16 protein-coding genes are annotated in these 15,228 nt (G+C 64.6%); 11 read left to right on the top strand and 5 right to left on the bottom strand.

Annotated elements, in window-relative coordinates:
- Nucleotides 1–22 precede the first annotated feature (22 nt).
- Genes IM701_RS21435 through cobU form a run of 8 tightly spaced genes read left to right on the top strand, consistent with a single transcriptional unit; the run spans nt 23 to nt 6,592 of the window.
- Entirely contained in the window at nt 23–430 is a 408-nt protein-coding gene (locus IM701_RS21435) for a DUF1636 domain-containing protein (RefSeq protein ID WP_193829207.1), read from the top strand.
- Entirely contained in the window at nt 427–1,443 is a 1,017-nt protein-coding gene (cobT, locus tag IM701_RS21430) for a nicotinate-nucleotide--dimethylbenzimidazole phosphoribosyltransferase (protein WP_193829206.1), read from the top strand. The genes IM701_RS21435 and cobT overlap by 4 nt, the downstream gene beginning before the upstream one ends.
- A complete protein-coding gene (locus IM701_RS21425; protein WP_193829205.1) occupies nt 1,440–2,006 on the top strand; it encodes a histidine phosphatase family protein in 567 nt (188 codons plus the stop codon). The genes cobT and IM701_RS21425 overlap by 4 nt, the downstream gene beginning before the upstream one ends.
- A complete protein-coding gene (gene cobS, locus IM701_RS21420; protein WP_193829204.1) occupies nt 2,003–2,719 on the top strand; it encodes an adenosylcobinamide-GDP ribazoletransferase in 717 nt (238 codons plus the stop codon). Before IM701_RS21425 ends, cobS begins: the two co-directional genes overlap by 4 nt.
- Entirely contained in the window at nt 2,716–3,696 is a 981-nt protein-coding gene (cobD, locus tag IM701_RS21415; protein WP_193829203.1) for a threonine-phosphate decarboxylase CobD, read from the top strand. The genes cobS and cobD overlap by 4 nt, the downstream gene beginning before the upstream one ends.
- Nucleotides 3,689–4,630 carry an adenosylcobinamide-phosphate synthase CbiB gene (gene cbiB / locus IM701_RS21410; protein ID WP_193829202.1) on the top strand — a complete coding sequence of 314 codons (942 nt, stop codon included), beginning with the start codon at nt 3,689–3,691 and terminating at the stop codon, nt 4,628–4,630. Before cobD ends, cbiB begins: the two co-directional genes overlap by 8 nt.
- Nucleotides 4,630–6,093 (top strand): cobyric acid synthase, encoded by a 1,464-nt coding sequence (locus IM701_RS21405; RefSeq protein WP_193829201.1) that lies wholly within the window; start codon nt 4,630–4,632, stop codon nt 6,091–6,093. Before cbiB ends, IM701_RS21405 begins: the two co-directional genes overlap by 1 nt.
- On the top strand, nt 6,086–6,592 hold the full coding sequence (gene cobU, locus IM701_RS21400) for a bifunctional adenosylcobinamide kinase/adenosylcobinamide-phosphate guanylyltransferase (protein ID WP_264424787.1): 507 nt from the start codon (nt 6,086–6,088) through the stop codon (nt 6,590–6,592). Before IM701_RS21405 ends, cobU begins: the two co-directional genes overlap by 8 nt.
- Here the strand turns inward: cobU and IM701_RS21395 are convergent.
- From IM701_RS21395 to IM701_RS21385, 3 genes are all read right to left on the bottom strand, one after another.
- The gene (locus IM701_RS21395) at nt 6,579–7,277 is read right to left on the bottom strand and encodes a DUF2182 domain-containing protein (protein ID WP_230487986.1); all 699 of its coding nucleotides are present in this window, start codon (nt 7,275–7,277) and stop codon (nt 6,579–6,581) included. The two genes, cobU and IM701_RS21395, sit on opposite strands and share 14 nt — an antisense overlap.
- Before the next feature lie 112 nt (nt 7,278–7,389).
- A complete protein-coding gene (locus IM701_RS21390; protein ID WP_193829199.1) occupies nt 7,390–8,022 on the bottom strand; it encodes a DUF1326 domain-containing protein in 633 nt (210 codons plus the stop codon).
- A 427-nt stretch (nt 8,023–8,449) separates the two neighbouring features.
- The gene (locus IM701_RS21385) at nt 8,450–9,592 is read right to left on the bottom strand and encodes a PepSY domain-containing protein (protein WP_193829198.1); all 1,143 of its coding nucleotides are present in this window, start codon (nt 9,590–9,592) and stop codon (nt 8,450–8,452) included.
- Nucleotides 9,593–9,700: 108 nt separating this feature from the next.
- On the opposite strand from IM701_RS21385, the gene IM701_RS21380 reads away from it, so the two are divergent.
- Both IM701_RS21380 and IM701_RS21375 read left to right on the top strand, forming a co-directional pair.
- Entirely contained in the window at nt 9,701–11,827 is a 2,127-nt protein-coding gene (locus tag IM701_RS21380; RefSeq protein ID WP_193829197.1) for a TonB-dependent siderophore receptor, read from the top strand.
- Nucleotides 11,828–12,083: 256 nt separating this feature from the next.
- Nucleotides 12,084–12,539 (top strand): bacterioferritin, encoded by a 456-nt coding sequence (locus IM701_RS21375; protein ID WP_193829196.1) that lies wholly within the window; start codon nt 12,084–12,086, stop codon nt 12,537–12,539.
- A 663-nt stretch (nt 12,540–13,202) separates the two neighbouring features.
- Here IM701_RS21375 and IM701_RS21370 read toward each other — a convergent pair.
- Nucleotides 13,203–13,472: a hypothetical protein gene (locus IM701_RS21370; protein WP_193829195.1), complete on the bottom strand. Its 270-nt coding sequence runs from the start codon at nt 13,470–13,472 to the stop codon at nt 13,203–13,205.
- Between the two features lie 447 nt (nt 13,473–13,919).
- Here IM701_RS21370 and IM701_RS21365 point away from each other — a divergent pair, with 447 nt between their 5' ends.
- Nucleotides 13,920–14,144, top strand: a complete 225-nt coding sequence (locus IM701_RS21365) for a hypothetical protein (RefSeq protein WP_193829194.1) — start codon at nt 13,920–13,922, stop codon at nt 14,142–14,144.
- Between the two features lie 91 nt (nt 14,145–14,235).
- Here IM701_RS21365 and IM701_RS21360 read toward each other — a convergent pair whose 3' ends face one another.
- Nucleotides 14,236–15,159 carry a hypothetical protein gene (locus tag IM701_RS21360; protein WP_193829193.1) on the bottom strand — a complete coding sequence of 308 codons (924 nt, stop codon included), beginning with the start codon at nt 15,157–15,159 and terminating at the stop codon, nt 14,236–14,238.
- Nucleotides 15,160–15,228 lie beyond the last annotated feature (69 nt).

Raw genomic sequence — 15,228 nt, 5'->3', positions numbered from 1 at the left:
TTGCCCGAAGGAGCGCAATGCGATGCTGATCCCCGCCGATGATGGCCCGGCCATCGTGGCCTGCAACACCTGCCGCCATTCCAAGGATGCCCAGAACGGCGTGGACGGTCAGCGCGGCGGTGCCCTGCTGGTCGCCGCACTGCGCGCCGTGCAGCAAGGCGATCCGCGCTATGCCGGCATCGCAGTGCAGGAAATGCCGTGCCTGTTTTCCTGCACCGAGTTCTGCTCGGTCCACGTCCGCGCTCCGGGCAAACTCGGGTATGTGCTCGGCCGCTTCACCCCGGACGAGGAGGCCGCCACTGCCCTGCTCGACTATGCCCTGCTCCATGCGGCCAGTGAACACGGTCGCGTGCCGTTCAAGGAATGGCCAAAGGGCGTGAAGGGCCACTTCATCTGCCGCACCCCGCCCGCAGGGTTTGTGGCGCAATGATCGGGTTTGCCTCCCCCGCCGCATTCGAGGCCGCTCTGGCCAGTCTGCCCTCCCCAGATGCGAACGCCATTGCGGCCGCCCGCGCCCGGCAGGGCCAGTTGACCAAGCCACCGGGATCGCTGGGGCGGCTGGAAGACATCGCCGTGTTCATGGCCGGCTGGCAGGGCACGGCCCGCCCGGTGATCGAACGTGGTCGCACCGCGATCTTTGCCGGCAATCATGGCTTCGTGGCCCACGGCGTCAGCGCCTTTCCCGCCAGCGTGACTGCGGCCATGGTCGCCAATTTCGAGGCGGGCGGCGCGGCGATCAACGCGCTGGCTGGCGCAGCCGGGCTGGATCTCAGGATCGTCGCGCTCGACCTTGATCGCCCCACCGCCGATTTCACCACTGCCCCCGCGATGGACGAGGACGAATGCCTTGCCGCACTGTCGGCGGGGGCGAGCGTCGTGACGCCCGATCTCCATATCGTCACCATGGGGGAAATGGGCATCGGCAATACCACGGCCGCCGCGGCGCTTTCCGCCCGCAGCTTTGGCGGCAGCGTGGCCGAATGGGTCGGCCCCGGCACGGGTGTCGACAGTGCCGGCATTGCCCGAAAGGTTGCCGTGATCGGACAGGCGCTTGCCCTGCATGATTCCGCGCCTGCCTCGCCGTTCGAAACGCTGCGCAGGCTTGGCGGGCGGGAGATCGCGGCCATTGCAGGTGCGGTGCTGAAGGCGCGCCAGTTGCGCATCCCCGTGGTGCTTGATGGCTTCATCACCTGTGCGGCGATTGCGCCGCTGGCCGCCAAGGTTCCGGCGATCACCGATCATTGCCTTGCCGGGCATTGCTCGGCCGAACCCGGCCATGTCCGCCTGCTTCGCCACCTTGGCCTGTCTCCCTTGCTGAGCCTTGGGATGCGGCTCGGCGAAGGCAGCGGCGCAGCGCTCGCCGTGTCGGTGATCCGCGCAGCGCTTGCCACGCACGCGCAGATGGCCACCTTTGCCGAAGCGGGCGTGGCCGACAGCCTGTGAGCGCGTTTCACCTCCACCTGATGCGGCATGGCGCCCCTGAAACGCCCGGACTCCTGCTGGGCCGTACCGATATGCCCAGCACCCCGGCCGGTATTGCGGCCTGCGTGCAGCAAGTCGCCGACCTCTCCTTCGGCACCGTGATCGCGTCCGACCTGCAACGCTGCGCGGTAACGGCGGACGGGATCGCCGGTTCGCGCGGCTTGCCGGTCACGCGCGATCCACGCTGGCGCGAGCTGCATTTCGGGGCCTGGGACGGGCTGAACCCGGCGCACGTGGACAGCACAGCGCTCGCCAGATTCTGGAACGATCCCGAAGCCGATCCGCCACCGGGCGGCGAACGCTGGTCCTCGCTGGTCGCCCGCGTCGATGCCGCGCTCGGCAGTATCGCGGGCGATACGCTGGTCGTCACGCACGGCGGCGCTATCCGCGCGGCGCTGGCTTGCCTGTTCGGCTTCGAGCAGCGCCATCTCTGGGCATTCGACCTGCCCTATACCTGCGTCGTCAGCCTGCGCCTGTGGCCGGGCACGCCGCGCACTGCGCAGATCGTGGGGCTGTGGCCATGAAGGGCCTTTGCATCGCGGTGCAGTTCCTTACCCGCCTGCCCGCGCCGTCAGTGTCTGTCTCGAACGACGCGTTCGGCGCATCGATGCGGTGGTTCCCGGTGGTCGGGTTGATCGTCGGCGGGATTGTTGCCGCGGCGGGATGGGCCGGGGCGCATGTCGACAGCTGGACCGGCGCGCTGGCCGCGCTTGCGGCATGGGTGCTGGTCACAGGCGCGCTGCACCTGGACGGGCTGGGCGACATGGCCGATGCCAGCGGTGCCGCGCACAAGGATCGCGAGCGGCTCCGTGCCGTGCTGGCCGATCCCCATGTGGGCAGCTTCGGCGTGACCGCCATCACGCTGCAATTGCTGGCCAAGCTGGTGCTGCTGCACGCGCTGATCGACCAACGCCAGATCGCTGCGGTCGTGCTGGTGCCTTTCGCCGCACGCATCGCCCCGTTGTTCTGGACCCGCTGGATCGCTCCGTTGCATCAGGGGCTTGGGGCACGCTTTGCTGGGGCCATCCGCCCGGCAGACCTTGCCTTCTGGACGCTCGCGTTGCTGGCAACCGCGTGGTTCCACCCGGCCCTGCTGGCCACCGTTCCTGTCATCGTACAGTGGGGCCGCTGGATCGCCCGGCGTATCGGCGGCATTTCCGGGGACGGCCATGGCGCGGGAATCGAACTGATCGAAACCGCGCTGTTGCTGGGCCTTTGCGTGGAGGCAGCGCTGTGACATCACCCCGTTGGACATGGCATGGCGGCGGCATCGATGCGGCCCGGCAGCACTTCGGTGGGGAGGATTGGCTGGACCTTTCCACCGGCATCAACCCGCACGCCTGGCCGCACGCCAACGCCGTGCCCGTCGATTGGCGCGCGCTGCCGGGCGAAGACGACGTGGCGGCGCTGGAACGCGCGGCGGCCGCCCACTTCGGCTGCGATGCAGGCAGCGTCTGCGCCGTCCCGGGAACCGAAGTGGGCCTGCGCCTTGCAGGCGAACTGCTTAATGGCCGCGCCTGCCACGTCACCCCCACCTATCGCACGCATACCGAGATGGTGGCAGGCAGCTGGCCCATCGCTATCGACACGCTCGATCAGGCAGACGGCGCAACGCTGATCCTCGCCAACCCGAACAACCCCGATGGGCGTCTGCTCAGCCGTGACCAAATCGACGATCTGCTGGCACGGCGCGGCGCAAGCGGCTGGCTCGTGCTGGATGAAGCCTTTGCCGATTGCCACCCCAACCACACCGTCGCCGACCGGGTCAGCGACGAGCGGCGCCTGATCGTCTTCCGCTCGTTCGGCAAGTTCTTCGGGCTGGCCGGCGTGCGGCTCGGCTTCGTGATCGGGCCGCGCCAGATCATCGACGACCTGCGCAGGCGGCTGGGAGCTTGGCCCGTCTCCGCCGCCGCCATCGCGATCGGCACGGCTGCTTACGGCGATCATGCGTGGACGGCCATGATGCGCCGCAGGCTGGAGGCCGATGCAGCGCGACTGGACGCAGCACTGCATAGGCGCGGCTATCGCGTGATCGGCGCCTGCCCGCTGTTCCGCCTGATCGAATGTGCCGATGGCGCGGCCCTGTTCGACCATCTGGCCCGGCGGGCCATTCTCACCCGCCCCTTTGCCCACCAACCCCAGTGGTTGCGGGTGGGGCTGCCGGGCAGCGAAGAGGGACTTGCCCGCTTCATCTCCGCCCTGCCTGATGGCTGAAGCTGTCGTTCTTCTTGCCCTTGCCCTCGATGCGGCGATTGGCTGGCCTGATCGGCTCTATCGACGGCTGGGTCACCCGGTCGGCGGTTTTGCCCGGATCATCCAGAGTTGCGAGCGCGTCTGGAACCGCTCGGCGTTGCCCCCGCCGCTACGGCGATTGCTCGGGGTGCTGACGGTGGTGATCCTCATCGCCATTCCGGTCGGGATGGCGCTCGCGGTACAGGCGCTTTTGCTCAAGATTTTCGGGTCGTTTGCATGGATCGCCGAGGCCGTGCTCGCCTGGCCCGCGCTGGCGCAGCGCAGCTTGTTCGATCATGTCCGCCCGGTGGTCGTGGCCCTTGAGGCAGGCGACCTTCTCGCGGCCCGCCGGGCCGTTGCCATGATCGTCGGGCGTGATACCGCCGAACTCGATGCAGCGGGCGTGGCGCGGGCCGCGATCGAAAGCCTTGCCGAAAGCTTTTGCGACGGGATTGCCGCACCGCTGTTCTGGCTGGTCGCGGGCGGCGTGCCGGGGATTTGGGCCTACAAGGCGATCAACACCGCCGACAGCCTGATTGGCCATCGCGAGGAGCGCTGGCGCGCCTTCGGTTGGGCCGCCGCACGCACCGACGACCTGGCGAACCTGTTGCCCGCGCGGATCGGCGCCGTGATCCTCTGCCTTGCAGGACGCGGCGGATGGTCGACGATGTGGCGCGATCATGGCCGTCATTCCTCGCCCAACGCTGGCTGGACCGAAGCGGCCATGGCCGGCGCCCTGCACGTGCGGCTGGCTGGACCGGTCGTCTACGATGGAGTGGCCCATGCGAAGCCGTGGATCGGCGAAGGCCCGCCCGACGCGACGGCGGCGGATATCCGCCGCGCGCTCGTAATCTACGTTCGCGCCTGCCTCCTGCTGGGCGTAACGGCTACCGCGTTTGCATGGAGAGGATGGTGATGGGCGCACTGATGCTGCAAGGTACCGGGTCCGATGTCGGCAAATCGGTGCTGGTCGCCGGGCTGTGCCGCGCGTTTGCCAATCGCGGTCTTTCCGTGCGCCCGTTCAAGCCGCAGAACATGTCGAACAATGCTGCCGTCACGGTCGACGGCGGAGAGATCGGGCGAGCGCAGGCCTTGCAGGCCATGGCCTGCCGGGTTGAGCCGCATACGGACATGAATCCCGTCCTGCTCAAGCCGCAGGCAGACCACACCTCGCAACTCGTGGTGCATGGGCGAGTGCGCGGAACGATGGGCGGCGGGAATTTCCGCACCGCGCGCGCCGCGCTCCTGCCCGATGTGCTGGAAAGCTGGCAACGCCTGCGCTCGCAATGCGATCTTGTGGTCGTCGAAGGCGCAGGATCCCCGGCCGAGATCAACCTGCGCGCAGGCGATATCGCCAACATGGGCTTTGCGCGCGCGGCAGGCGTGCCGGTGGTGCTGGTGGGCGATATCGACCGTGGCGGGGTGATCGCGGCGGTGGTCGGCACCCGCACCGTGATCGATCCTGCCGATGCAGCGATGATCCGGGGCTTCATCATCAACAAGTTTCGGGGCGATCCCGCGCTGTTCACGGACGGCTATCGCCAGATCGAGGAACTTTCGGGCTGGCGCGGCTATGGCGTGGTTCCGTGGCTCGCCGCCAGCGCGCGCCTGCCCAGCGAAGATGCCGTCGTGCTCGAACGCCATACGCGCGATGGCATGGGCACGCTGAAGATTGCCTGCCCGATCCTGCCGCGCATCGCCAATTTCGACGATCTCGATCCCCTGAAGGCCGAAAGCGGGGTCACGGTCGTCATGGTACCGCCCGGCCATCCCATCCCCGCCGATTGCGCGCTGATCGTGCTGCCAGGCTCGAAGGCGACCATCGCGGACATGGTCGCACTGCGCGAACAGGGATGGGACATCGACATCCTCGCCCATCACCGGCGCGGGGGACGCGTACTCGGCATCTGCGGCGGCTATCAGATGCTGGGTCGCCGCATCCGCGATCCGCATGGCATCGAAGGCCCGCTAGCGGAAATCGACGGGCTGGGCCTGCTCGATGTCGAAACCGTGCTTACCCCGCACAAGGCGTTGCGGCGCGTGCGGGGGACGGCGTTGGACCAGCCGTTCGAAGGCTTCGAGATGCACATGGGCGAAACTATCGGTGCGGGATGCCAGCGTCCCTTCGCCGTGCTCGACGGCAACCGCCCAGATGGCGCCATCAGCCCCAATGGACAGGTCATGGGCAGCTATGTCCACCGTGCGCTGGCCAGCACGCCCTTGCGCACGGCACTGCTCGCCGCGCTCGGCGTCCAGTCCGATGGTGTCGACCACGCCGCCGCGGTGGACGCCGCGCTCGATTCGATTGCCGACGATCTCGAAACCCACCTCGACGTCGAGGCCCTGCTGGCGCTCGCGCAGGGAGATGGCGATGCCTAGCCTGTTCGTTCTGGGCGGCGCCCGTTCGGGCAAGAGCCGCTATGCGCAGCACCGTGCCGAAGCCACCGGCCTTTCGCCGGTTTACATTGCCACCGCTCAGGCGTGGGACGACGAAATGCGCGACCGCATACGCCTGCACCAGCAGGATCGCGGCCCCGCCTGGTCAACCGTGGAAGCGCCGCTTGCGCTGGCAGAGGCAATTCGCGCGCACAATGCGCCAGACGCGGTGGTGCTGGTCGACTGCCTGACCTTGTGGGTCACCAACCTGCTGCTGTCCGATCGCGACATCCCGGCGGCCACCACCGACCTGACGAAGGCGATCGCCTGTGCCAGAGGTAACGTCGTTCTCGTCAGCAACGAAGTCGGCCTTGGCATCGTCCCCGAAAACGCCCTCGCGCGCCGGTTTCGCGACGAAGCCGGCAGAGTCAACCAGGTGGTTGCAGCCGCGGTGGGAGAGGTCCAGTTCGTGGCTGCGGGACTGAATCTCAGGATGAAATAGCCCCCGCCCAGACCAATACCGACAGCCCTATCATGCAAACGCCAACGAAAACGGCGATGCTGTTTCCAAACCGGCTCACTCTTTCAAAAGCGACAAGCACGCTCAAAAGGGCGATCCACAATACATTCATGACCCCGCCCACGAACAGTAGCGCCATCAGCAACCAGCAACAGCCCACGCAGATAGCGCCGTGCATCATCCCCATCCGCAACGCCCCCATGCGCCTGGGACGGTAGTACCGGCTCAAGAATTCGGCCGGATTGCGGCACCGGCGAAGGCATGCGTTCTTCGCTGGCGAAAGCTGGTAGATACCGGCACAGAAAAGAAGGCTTCCGGCCGTCCGGGAACTGGTCAGCGCCATTGTCCCTGGTTCGATCAAGCCTTTCCGCGCGAGGAAGGATTGCAACACGGCAATTGCCAGAGAAAAAGCGCCCCACAACAGCAGGTAACCCACAAGGAAAAGGCCGGTTTCCGGCCATTCGTTCTTTCCGCGACCGGGGGCATGCGTCGCCACGCGATCAAACAAAAGGATGGTGGGCGTGGCCGCTGGAAGCATCATCGCAGCCATCATCACCCACCACATCGCAAACAGGATTACGCAGCGCAGCGGCGCCACGTCCATTCGCATCGCATCCATTGCAGACGGGGTGGCATCGCGCGGCCACAGACTGCCGGAAATCGCCATGCCGGTTCCGGCCCCCGACAGCACCCAAACCCATACCATGACGCAAAGCAGGACCAGCAGGGCCGCACTTACCCGCGCGGGCCGGGCTAGCGCACGACGCCACCGTTGCGGATCAGGACCGGACAACACCATGGCTGTCGAGATGAATATTGGCAAACTGCCCATAGCTTTGCGCATGGTCCAGCTTCATCGGGGCGAACGACCGACTGGTGCCAGATCCCACTTCCGCCACCTCGTACTCAAAGCCTTCCGGCAGCCGTATCTGCGCACGGATTTCCTTGCCATCCACCGGGCTGCGGATCGGTTCGCCGCGCATTTCCACGTGATCGGCAATGCGTAGACGACCGCGGCGCGCTTCTACGTCCACGTCGAAGGCGATCGGCTGGAAACGAGGTTCGTGCATCGTCTCGATTGTCGATGCGAACACTGCGAAAACCGTCGCAAAGGGGTCCGTGTCGCCTCCAGTCATGATGGTCAGCAAAGCGTTGCGCTGTTGGGCGCTGGCCCGTTCATCGACGAATGCGGCACATTCCCCGTGCCCTTCGTGAATTGGCCCCGGCCAGCGGAACACAGCTGCGATGTTCAGCCCCGAAAGATCGGTGTCACCGTGCCTGCCGACATCTATCGCCATCCCGAATACCGCCTGGCAATGCCCCTTGTCGGGCAACCCACCGAACTGGCAGTTGCAGCCGAAATCGCAGTTGCAGTTCACCAGTTCGCGGCCCTTGAGATTCCAGTATGCCATCCTGCACCTCCATGGTGAGAAGCACCGTCCATCCCGCTCGTAATAACAAACGATACCACATCTACACTGCTTTGTCAGGCATCAGAATCCCAATTGGTGAACCGTTCCGACCACGAGGACGACCGAGCTTGCAGTGATATCAAGGCAGGCACGATGCGAACGGTGATCTTGATGATGGCCCTGATGATCAGCACGACGACGCGCATGACTGGCTAAACGCACGGCGCGCTAAAACCCACCAATATTGGATGACGCCTTGACAGCAGGAACGGCTTCACCACCGTCCGGGTCTCGAGCACCCGCGCGAACATCGACTGGAGGAACGGAAACATGATGCGAAATGAAGGCGGCTGCTGGCTAAGCTAAAACAGCGGTAAGCAAATGGTTTTCTGCGGGTCAATAGGATTGGACGGACCGCCCACGCGCATTATCTTGGAATAATTGGCCCGCCCCCCTGTACTCGCCTGCGCCGATGCCTGCGAAACCAAATCCATACTCCGGTCGTGTACATCACGGGTAGCGCCAATCCGGCAAGGAGTACGGCAATCCGCCCCGCCAACCCGGCTGCCTCACCGCTGTGGAAGGCAAAGGCGCTCTCAAGCAGGCGATTGGTCAGCGGTGCCTTTTCGGCATCGTAAACGTCCAGTACCCGGCCATCCACCGGATCGACTGTGACCATGCTCGTGCCTGACCAGATCCGCCATTCCCCAGGCTGACGAAGCCTGACTTGATATGCGGGCAGTGCAGGGCTCGGCAGGGTGAGCGAGACGAAGGCGGCGCGCGGAAGCGTGGCCTGAGCGGCCGCCAGTGCTTGATCGGCAGTTACAATACGTTGCTGCGGTGGACCAGACTGCAGAGCAAAGGGAGACCGATATGGCAAATGGCTCTCGCTGAAACTGCGCAACTGTTTGCCGAAGTCCATCGTCGCCCCCGTAATTGCGAGGAGCACAAGGGCCGCAGCGGCGCATAGCCCGGTCAGTCGATGCCAGCCAAAAAGGCGCTGGGCACGCGAATGCCACCGACGGATGCCGAGGATGGCGCGCCAGGCGTTGCGGCGCGGCCATGCCAGCCACAGGCCACTCAATGCGCTGGCCAGCAGAAACAGGCCGGATGCACCAAGCAAGAGTCCGCCCATTTCACCCAGCAACAAGCGATGGTGCAAATCATAAAGCCACCGCGTCGCACTGCCTTCAAATGGAGAAGGCGGTCGCCAGTCACGTTCACCAAGCTTGGCCCCTGTCGCGGTGTCGATGAGATGGCCCCGCTTGCGTCCGTCAAGGTCGGTATAATTGATAATGAATATCGACGGGTCCTGATCAACACGTCCGATGCTGTCGGCACGCATCGCAACTGGCAAGCGCGCGGTCCCAAGCAGTACGTCCAGCGAAAGTGGCTTGGAGCGCTGAGGAGACGGTAAGGCGCTTCGGTCCAGTTCGCGATGAAACACCAGGATCGCGCCGGTGAACCCTTGCAGCGCCCACAACAAGCCGAGGGTGAGACCCAGCCACAGGTGCACGCGGCTCAAAATGACCTTTGCCTTACCGCCTTCTCGAAATGCTGTCGACGCCATGCATTGTTCCTCCCAGATGACCCATTTTAACCCATTCCAGGAAAAATAAAACGCTATTGCGAGTCACTCGCATTCTCGTTAATGGCCCTGATATCAGGAGGGACCGTCATGCACATCAGAATGCCATCTTCCACCGCCGCCATTGCCTTGGCTTGCGCTTTGAGCGCGGGCGCTCACGCGAACGAAGCCGAAAGCAGTGCCGCTGATAGCGAGGGACGTGGCCGCGGCATTGTGGTCACCGGCGCGCGCGAGGCAGGTTATGCGCCAGCCGCCACGGCAGCGATCAAAATCCCGGCCGAACTCCGTGACATTCCGCAGACAGTAGATGTCGTGCCGGAGGAGATATTGCGGGATCAGCGCGCGTTGTCGATCCAGGATGCGCTGAAGAACGTGCCGGGTGTTGGCCTCAGCCACGGCGATGGCCAGCGCGACCAGGTGACAATCCGCGGCTTCAGCGCGATTTCCGACCAATTCGTTGACGGATTCCGCGATGACGCGCTCTACTTCCGCGACCTTTCCAACGTCGAGCGGATCGAGGTGATCAAGGGGCCGGCGGCTGTACTCTATGGGCGAGGTTCGTCAGGCGGCCTTATCAACCGGGTCACCCGCAAGCCGGGCGAGAACGTTTCGGCGCTGACGCTCACCGCAGGCTCTTGGGAAACCAAGCGCGGCGAGTTCGATTTCGGCCAGGTCTTCGATGACGGAAAGGTCGCCTTGCGGCTTACCGGCGCGCTCGAGCGCAGCGGCAGCTTCCGGCAGTACCAGTTCCTCGACCGCGAAGGGATTGCGCCGTCACTGCTGCTGCGTCCCGGCCCGCAAACCGAAATTTTATTCCAGGCCGATTATCTGCGCGACAAGCGCATCACTGATTTCGGTATTCCCGCCTACCAAGGCCGACCGGTGGATGTGGCACCGGGAACCTACTATGGAGCGGCGAACGCCCGCGATGCCGACACCAGCCGGTCAAAGGTTTCCTCCCAGGCGATCAGCATCGTCCATCATTTCTCGGACGACCTGACCCTGCGCAACGGCTTTCGCCGCTACAACTATGACCTCGATCGCCGCAACACCCTGACTGGCGCGGTGCTCCCGGTCAGCGATACCCGGCCCCGCCCGCTGGCCTCGCTCAACCGTTCCAACTTCTTCCGCAACGAAGATGGCTGGTCAAACCAGCTCGAACTGACCCACATCTTCGCCACCAGTGGCATTCGCCACACGGTGCTTTACGGTTTCGAGATCGGCCGCCAGACCAAGCGGCAATTGCTCTATTCGCGCAATGGTTTTGCGACGGTCGACCTGTTCGCGCCGGTACTGCCTGTCGTGCCGGTGGATCTTGGCGGCAATCCTGCGACCGACAACGAAGGCCGTTTCCGGAACGAAGGGCTTTATGCGCAGGATCTGATCGACTTTGGCTCGGGCATCAAGGCCCTGGTGGGTATTCGCCATGACTGGTTCGAACAGCGCACGATCCAGCATCTTGCGCTACCCAACCTTGCGCGCAAGGATAGCGAATGGAGCCCGCGCGCGGGCCTGGTCTTCCAGCCCGATGCGACGCAGAGCTACTATGCCTCGTGGAGCCGCTCCTTCCAGCCCTCCGGCGAAGGCTTCGCGCTGGCCGTCAACAATGCCGGGATCGAGCCCGAACGGACGTCGAACAAGGAAGTCGGCGCCAAGTACACTTTCCTCGGCGGAAGGCTGAACACGACGGTTTCCTTATTCGAGCTGGAGCGCACCGGGATCAAGTCGGCGGTGCCGGGGACCACAACGCTGATCCCGATCGGAACCCAGCGCACGCGCGGCGTCGAATTGTCAGCCAATCTCGACCTGGCGTCCGGCTGGCGGGCGGTGGCGGGATATTCGTATCTCGATGCCAGGGTGATCCGCTCGATCGCCATCGACGACGGCCAGCCGGTCCAGGGCAAGCGCGCCACGATCACTCCGCGGCACAGCGCCAACCTGTTCGTCACCAAGACGTTCGAGGATCGCTACGGGCTCGGCCTTGGCGGCAACTACGTGGGTGACAGGTTTGCGAACCCCGGCAACACAGTGACTTTGCCGGCTTATGTCACCGTCGATGCGCTGGCCTGGGTCAGGCTCGGCAATGCGCGGCTGCAAGTCAACGCCTACAATTTGTTCGACCGCCGCTACATCGTGTCGGGACACGGCACGTCGCCCAACCTCAACCTGCCCGGCGCGCCGCGTACGGTCATGGGAACGGTGCGCTTCGAACTGTGACACGGCTCGGGACTGGCACCCGCTCCTAGACCTGATACACATGCCGCAGCCAGTGCCCGCCATGCACGACTTCGCGAACCAACCAGTCGCAAGTTTTGATCGTGGCGGGCACTTCCAGTTCAGCCCGACACTTCATGGCACTCTGGAAGACGATGGCGTTCGTCGGAAAAATTGCGTAAAATTGCCATTGCGGTTGCCATCGCCAGGGCCGTGATGCGAGTATGGCATTGCCTCGGCAAATGCAGGAGAGACTGTCATGACCGAAGACGACAAGAAGTCCGCCATTGGAGTTCTGAACCGGATCATGGAGGCCGAGTTGGCCGGCGTCGTCCGCTACACCCACTATTCGTTGATGGTGTACGGATATAACCGCATCCCGATCGTCTCGTGGCTGGAAGGCAACGCTGCGGAAGGCCTGGCGCATGCACGAAAGGCCGGCGAACTGGTGACGCTGTTGGGCGGGCACCCGTCACTGCAGATCGGCCCGCTTCTGGAAACCGCCCGGCACGACATAGGCGACATCCTGCGCGAGAGCCTCGAGCACGAGAGGATGACTTTGGGCCTTTACTACGAGCTTCTCAAAGCATCGGGCGACCGATCCGTGCTGCTGGAAGAGTACGCGCGAGAGATGATCATGCTTGAGGAATTACACCTCGATGAGGTCAACAAAATGCTGCGCAAGCCGGGCGACGTGCAGGCGTTCCAAGAATAATTTCTTACCGTTTGGAAGGCATGCGCCGACGTTCCGCCGAGCGCACCATAGCTGTGGACGCGAGCGCTTTTGGCGGCTGGATGCTCTCAATTTTGGGAGGCGTCCAGTTGTCTGTCCATTACAGAAACGGTGTCTGGATCAGCGGGCCCATCACCTCACCGTCAACGGCTGTCGGCGCTGAAGGCTTCGTCCTGACTCGGCGGCGCATCCTCAAGCCGCTCACGTAATGCCAGGTAAATATGACGGGCATCGCAAGTCCAACCAGCCAGTGCGACACGCTGGCGTAGGTCCGGATTCCTTCGTCACCTGCATAATGAAGCCTATATCCGCTGCGGGCGAGGACCATCAGCGCAACGCTCAGCGCCAGTCCAGCCACGCGCTGCCCCTTGTGGGACCAGCCTTGCGGAATATGCGCAACAAAAAGCCCGCCTAGGCCAAGCACGGCGGGAATGAGGACGAGGCCAAACGCGCCAGTTCATCGTCCGACAAGAAGCGCTTGCGATGCACACGCCTGCTTTGCCGGATGGACCAGCACGGATTTGTGTTGTCGGGTCGATAGCCCCAAGCCTCAGCCTTGTTCAGCGCAGCACGCAGAATCTCAAAGCAGCGGTTGGCGGCCGCTGGAACTAACCTGCCGGTCAGCGCGGCAAACCATAGGCAGTTTCAGGCTCGTCCAATGTATTGACGCATGCGTCTGGAAATGCAGCGTCGACGTGCGAGCGCCGATAGCCCGTCATTGCCTCCAGCGTCGAAGTCTCTCAATCGGGAGCGCGCCGTTCGCAATTCGGCGGTAAAGTCGTCGATACGAGACGCGGTGCTTGCAGGCTGGTGCACCTCGGTGGAGCCATGTCCAAACTGGGCATGGACCAGGGCGCGGCGACCAACCGTAATGGCCTTGTGATACGTCAGCACCTGCCCAGCCTCGATGGTCACGGTGCGCGTCCACCCCTCATGCCGGTCTGCACGACGTAGACCTTGCGACCACTCTGGTAGTGACGGATGCCGACGCCGCGCACGCCTGCAAACCATGTGATGGCACGAGTCCTGCCCGGTGACGCAGCCGCAAGCGCGGTCCAATCCAACCTCTCTGAATGCACCAGCGACGGTTTCGCGAAGCGTAAAGCGCGTCCTGGTCGCATTCCCAAGGATACCCGCCGCGCCGCCTTGGCAATCATCTCGCCGGCAAGGCGTGGCCGAGCAGACCAACCGACCGACCGTTGCAAAAGGCACGCGGCTGCACCGCTTATTGTATGAGCGGGCAAAAGTCGCCGCGAACGCAGTTGGCATCTCAAAGAATGGAGGCTCAAAAAAGCTGCCGCTGTCAACTCGGTATGATTGACGTCACGTCAGGCAACACGACTCCAGCCAGAGGAGATTACGGTGAAAAACTCGGGCGCCAGCGATTCAGTTTTCTGGAATCAGATCAGCCGCGCGGCCCGTGTCGAGCCGGTCACGCCCCCCGGACAGGTCTGGGTCACCGAACCGATGGCCGCAGCGGTGGCGATGGCGGCCCCGGATCGCTTCGCCTGCCACTATGTCGGCCGGATCGCCCTTGCCAAGTCTTATGGCACCGAGCCGATCTACCGGTTGGCGCGGAAGGATTGAACCAATGTCCGCGGGGCAGATTGCATCGACGCCCACAAAAAGGCGGCCGTGATTTCCGGCAAGGAAAATCACGGCCCGTTTGATGGACGTATTACTGCTGGCGCGTGTTTTCCTTGTTGGCACGGGTCGACTTGCTGGCGGTCTGGGCCTTGGCCGGAGCCGACGGGGTGCTGCTAGCCTGCTTGATCTGGCTCGCCCCCATGGCGGACACTAACGCATTGCCGCTCGCCGTGAAGTTGGCTGCGGGCAGCGTTGCAGTCTCGCCCTGCACATTGACCACCAGCGCCTTCACCTCGCCACGCGCATCGGTGACGACCTTGCGGACGGTGCCAAGCTGGGTGGAGGCGTCCGGCGAAAGGACGCTCATGCCCTTGCTCACCGAAACCGCCCCTTCAGCCGACGAGGCCACGCTGCCGGCAAGGGCAAGGTTGCCCGCCGCACCGCCCATGGCGGAGCCGGCTGTACTACCCGCGCCGCTGGCGTTGCCGGCCACCGATCCGGTCGCCGTTCGCGCGCCGGAGAAGGCCGCATTGCCTGCGCCAGTGCCCGCTGCGCGCGCGGAACTAGCCGCCGACCCTGCCGCTGCGTGAAGCGCATCGGTCCCGATCAACTGCCCGTTGGCCTGCGCCGAGCCGTGGCCCGCGGCGCTCCCGCTGCCATTGGTACCCGTGGCCGCAGTGAGCGGGCCGGTGGCGCTGGCGAGATTGCCCGTCGCCGCGCCGGTGAGCGAACCGTCCGCGTTGCCATCGGCGTGGACCTTGCCGCTCTTGCGATCGACCGACTTGTGGGCGCTCGCCGAACCCGATCCGCGCGCAGCGCCCGATGCGGCGCCGTCCACCGAATCCATGGTCGAGCCGAGCGTACCACCATTGAGCGTGCCCCCCAGCGTCCCGCCAAGGCTTCCACCGAGGCTGCCGCCAAGACCGCCCCCCAGTCCACCGCCGCCGAGCAGTTGCGCATGAGCCGGAGTCACCACGATCAGCATCGCCGCAGAGGCTGCAAGAATGGTACGCATCGCAAATTCCTTTCGTCGCATGGGAGGCGCATCCTGTGCGTCCTTCGACAGGGGAAACGGATGCCGACG

This window comes from Novosphingobium sp. ES2-1 (assembly GCF_015169775.1).
Lineage (GTDB): Bacteria > Pseudomonadota > Alphaproteobacteria > Sphingomonadales > Sphingomonadaceae > Novosphingobium > Novosphingobium subterraneum.
The sequence above is the reverse complement of the archived record's forward strand: the minus strand, read 5'-3'. Positions and strand labels throughout refer to the sequence as shown.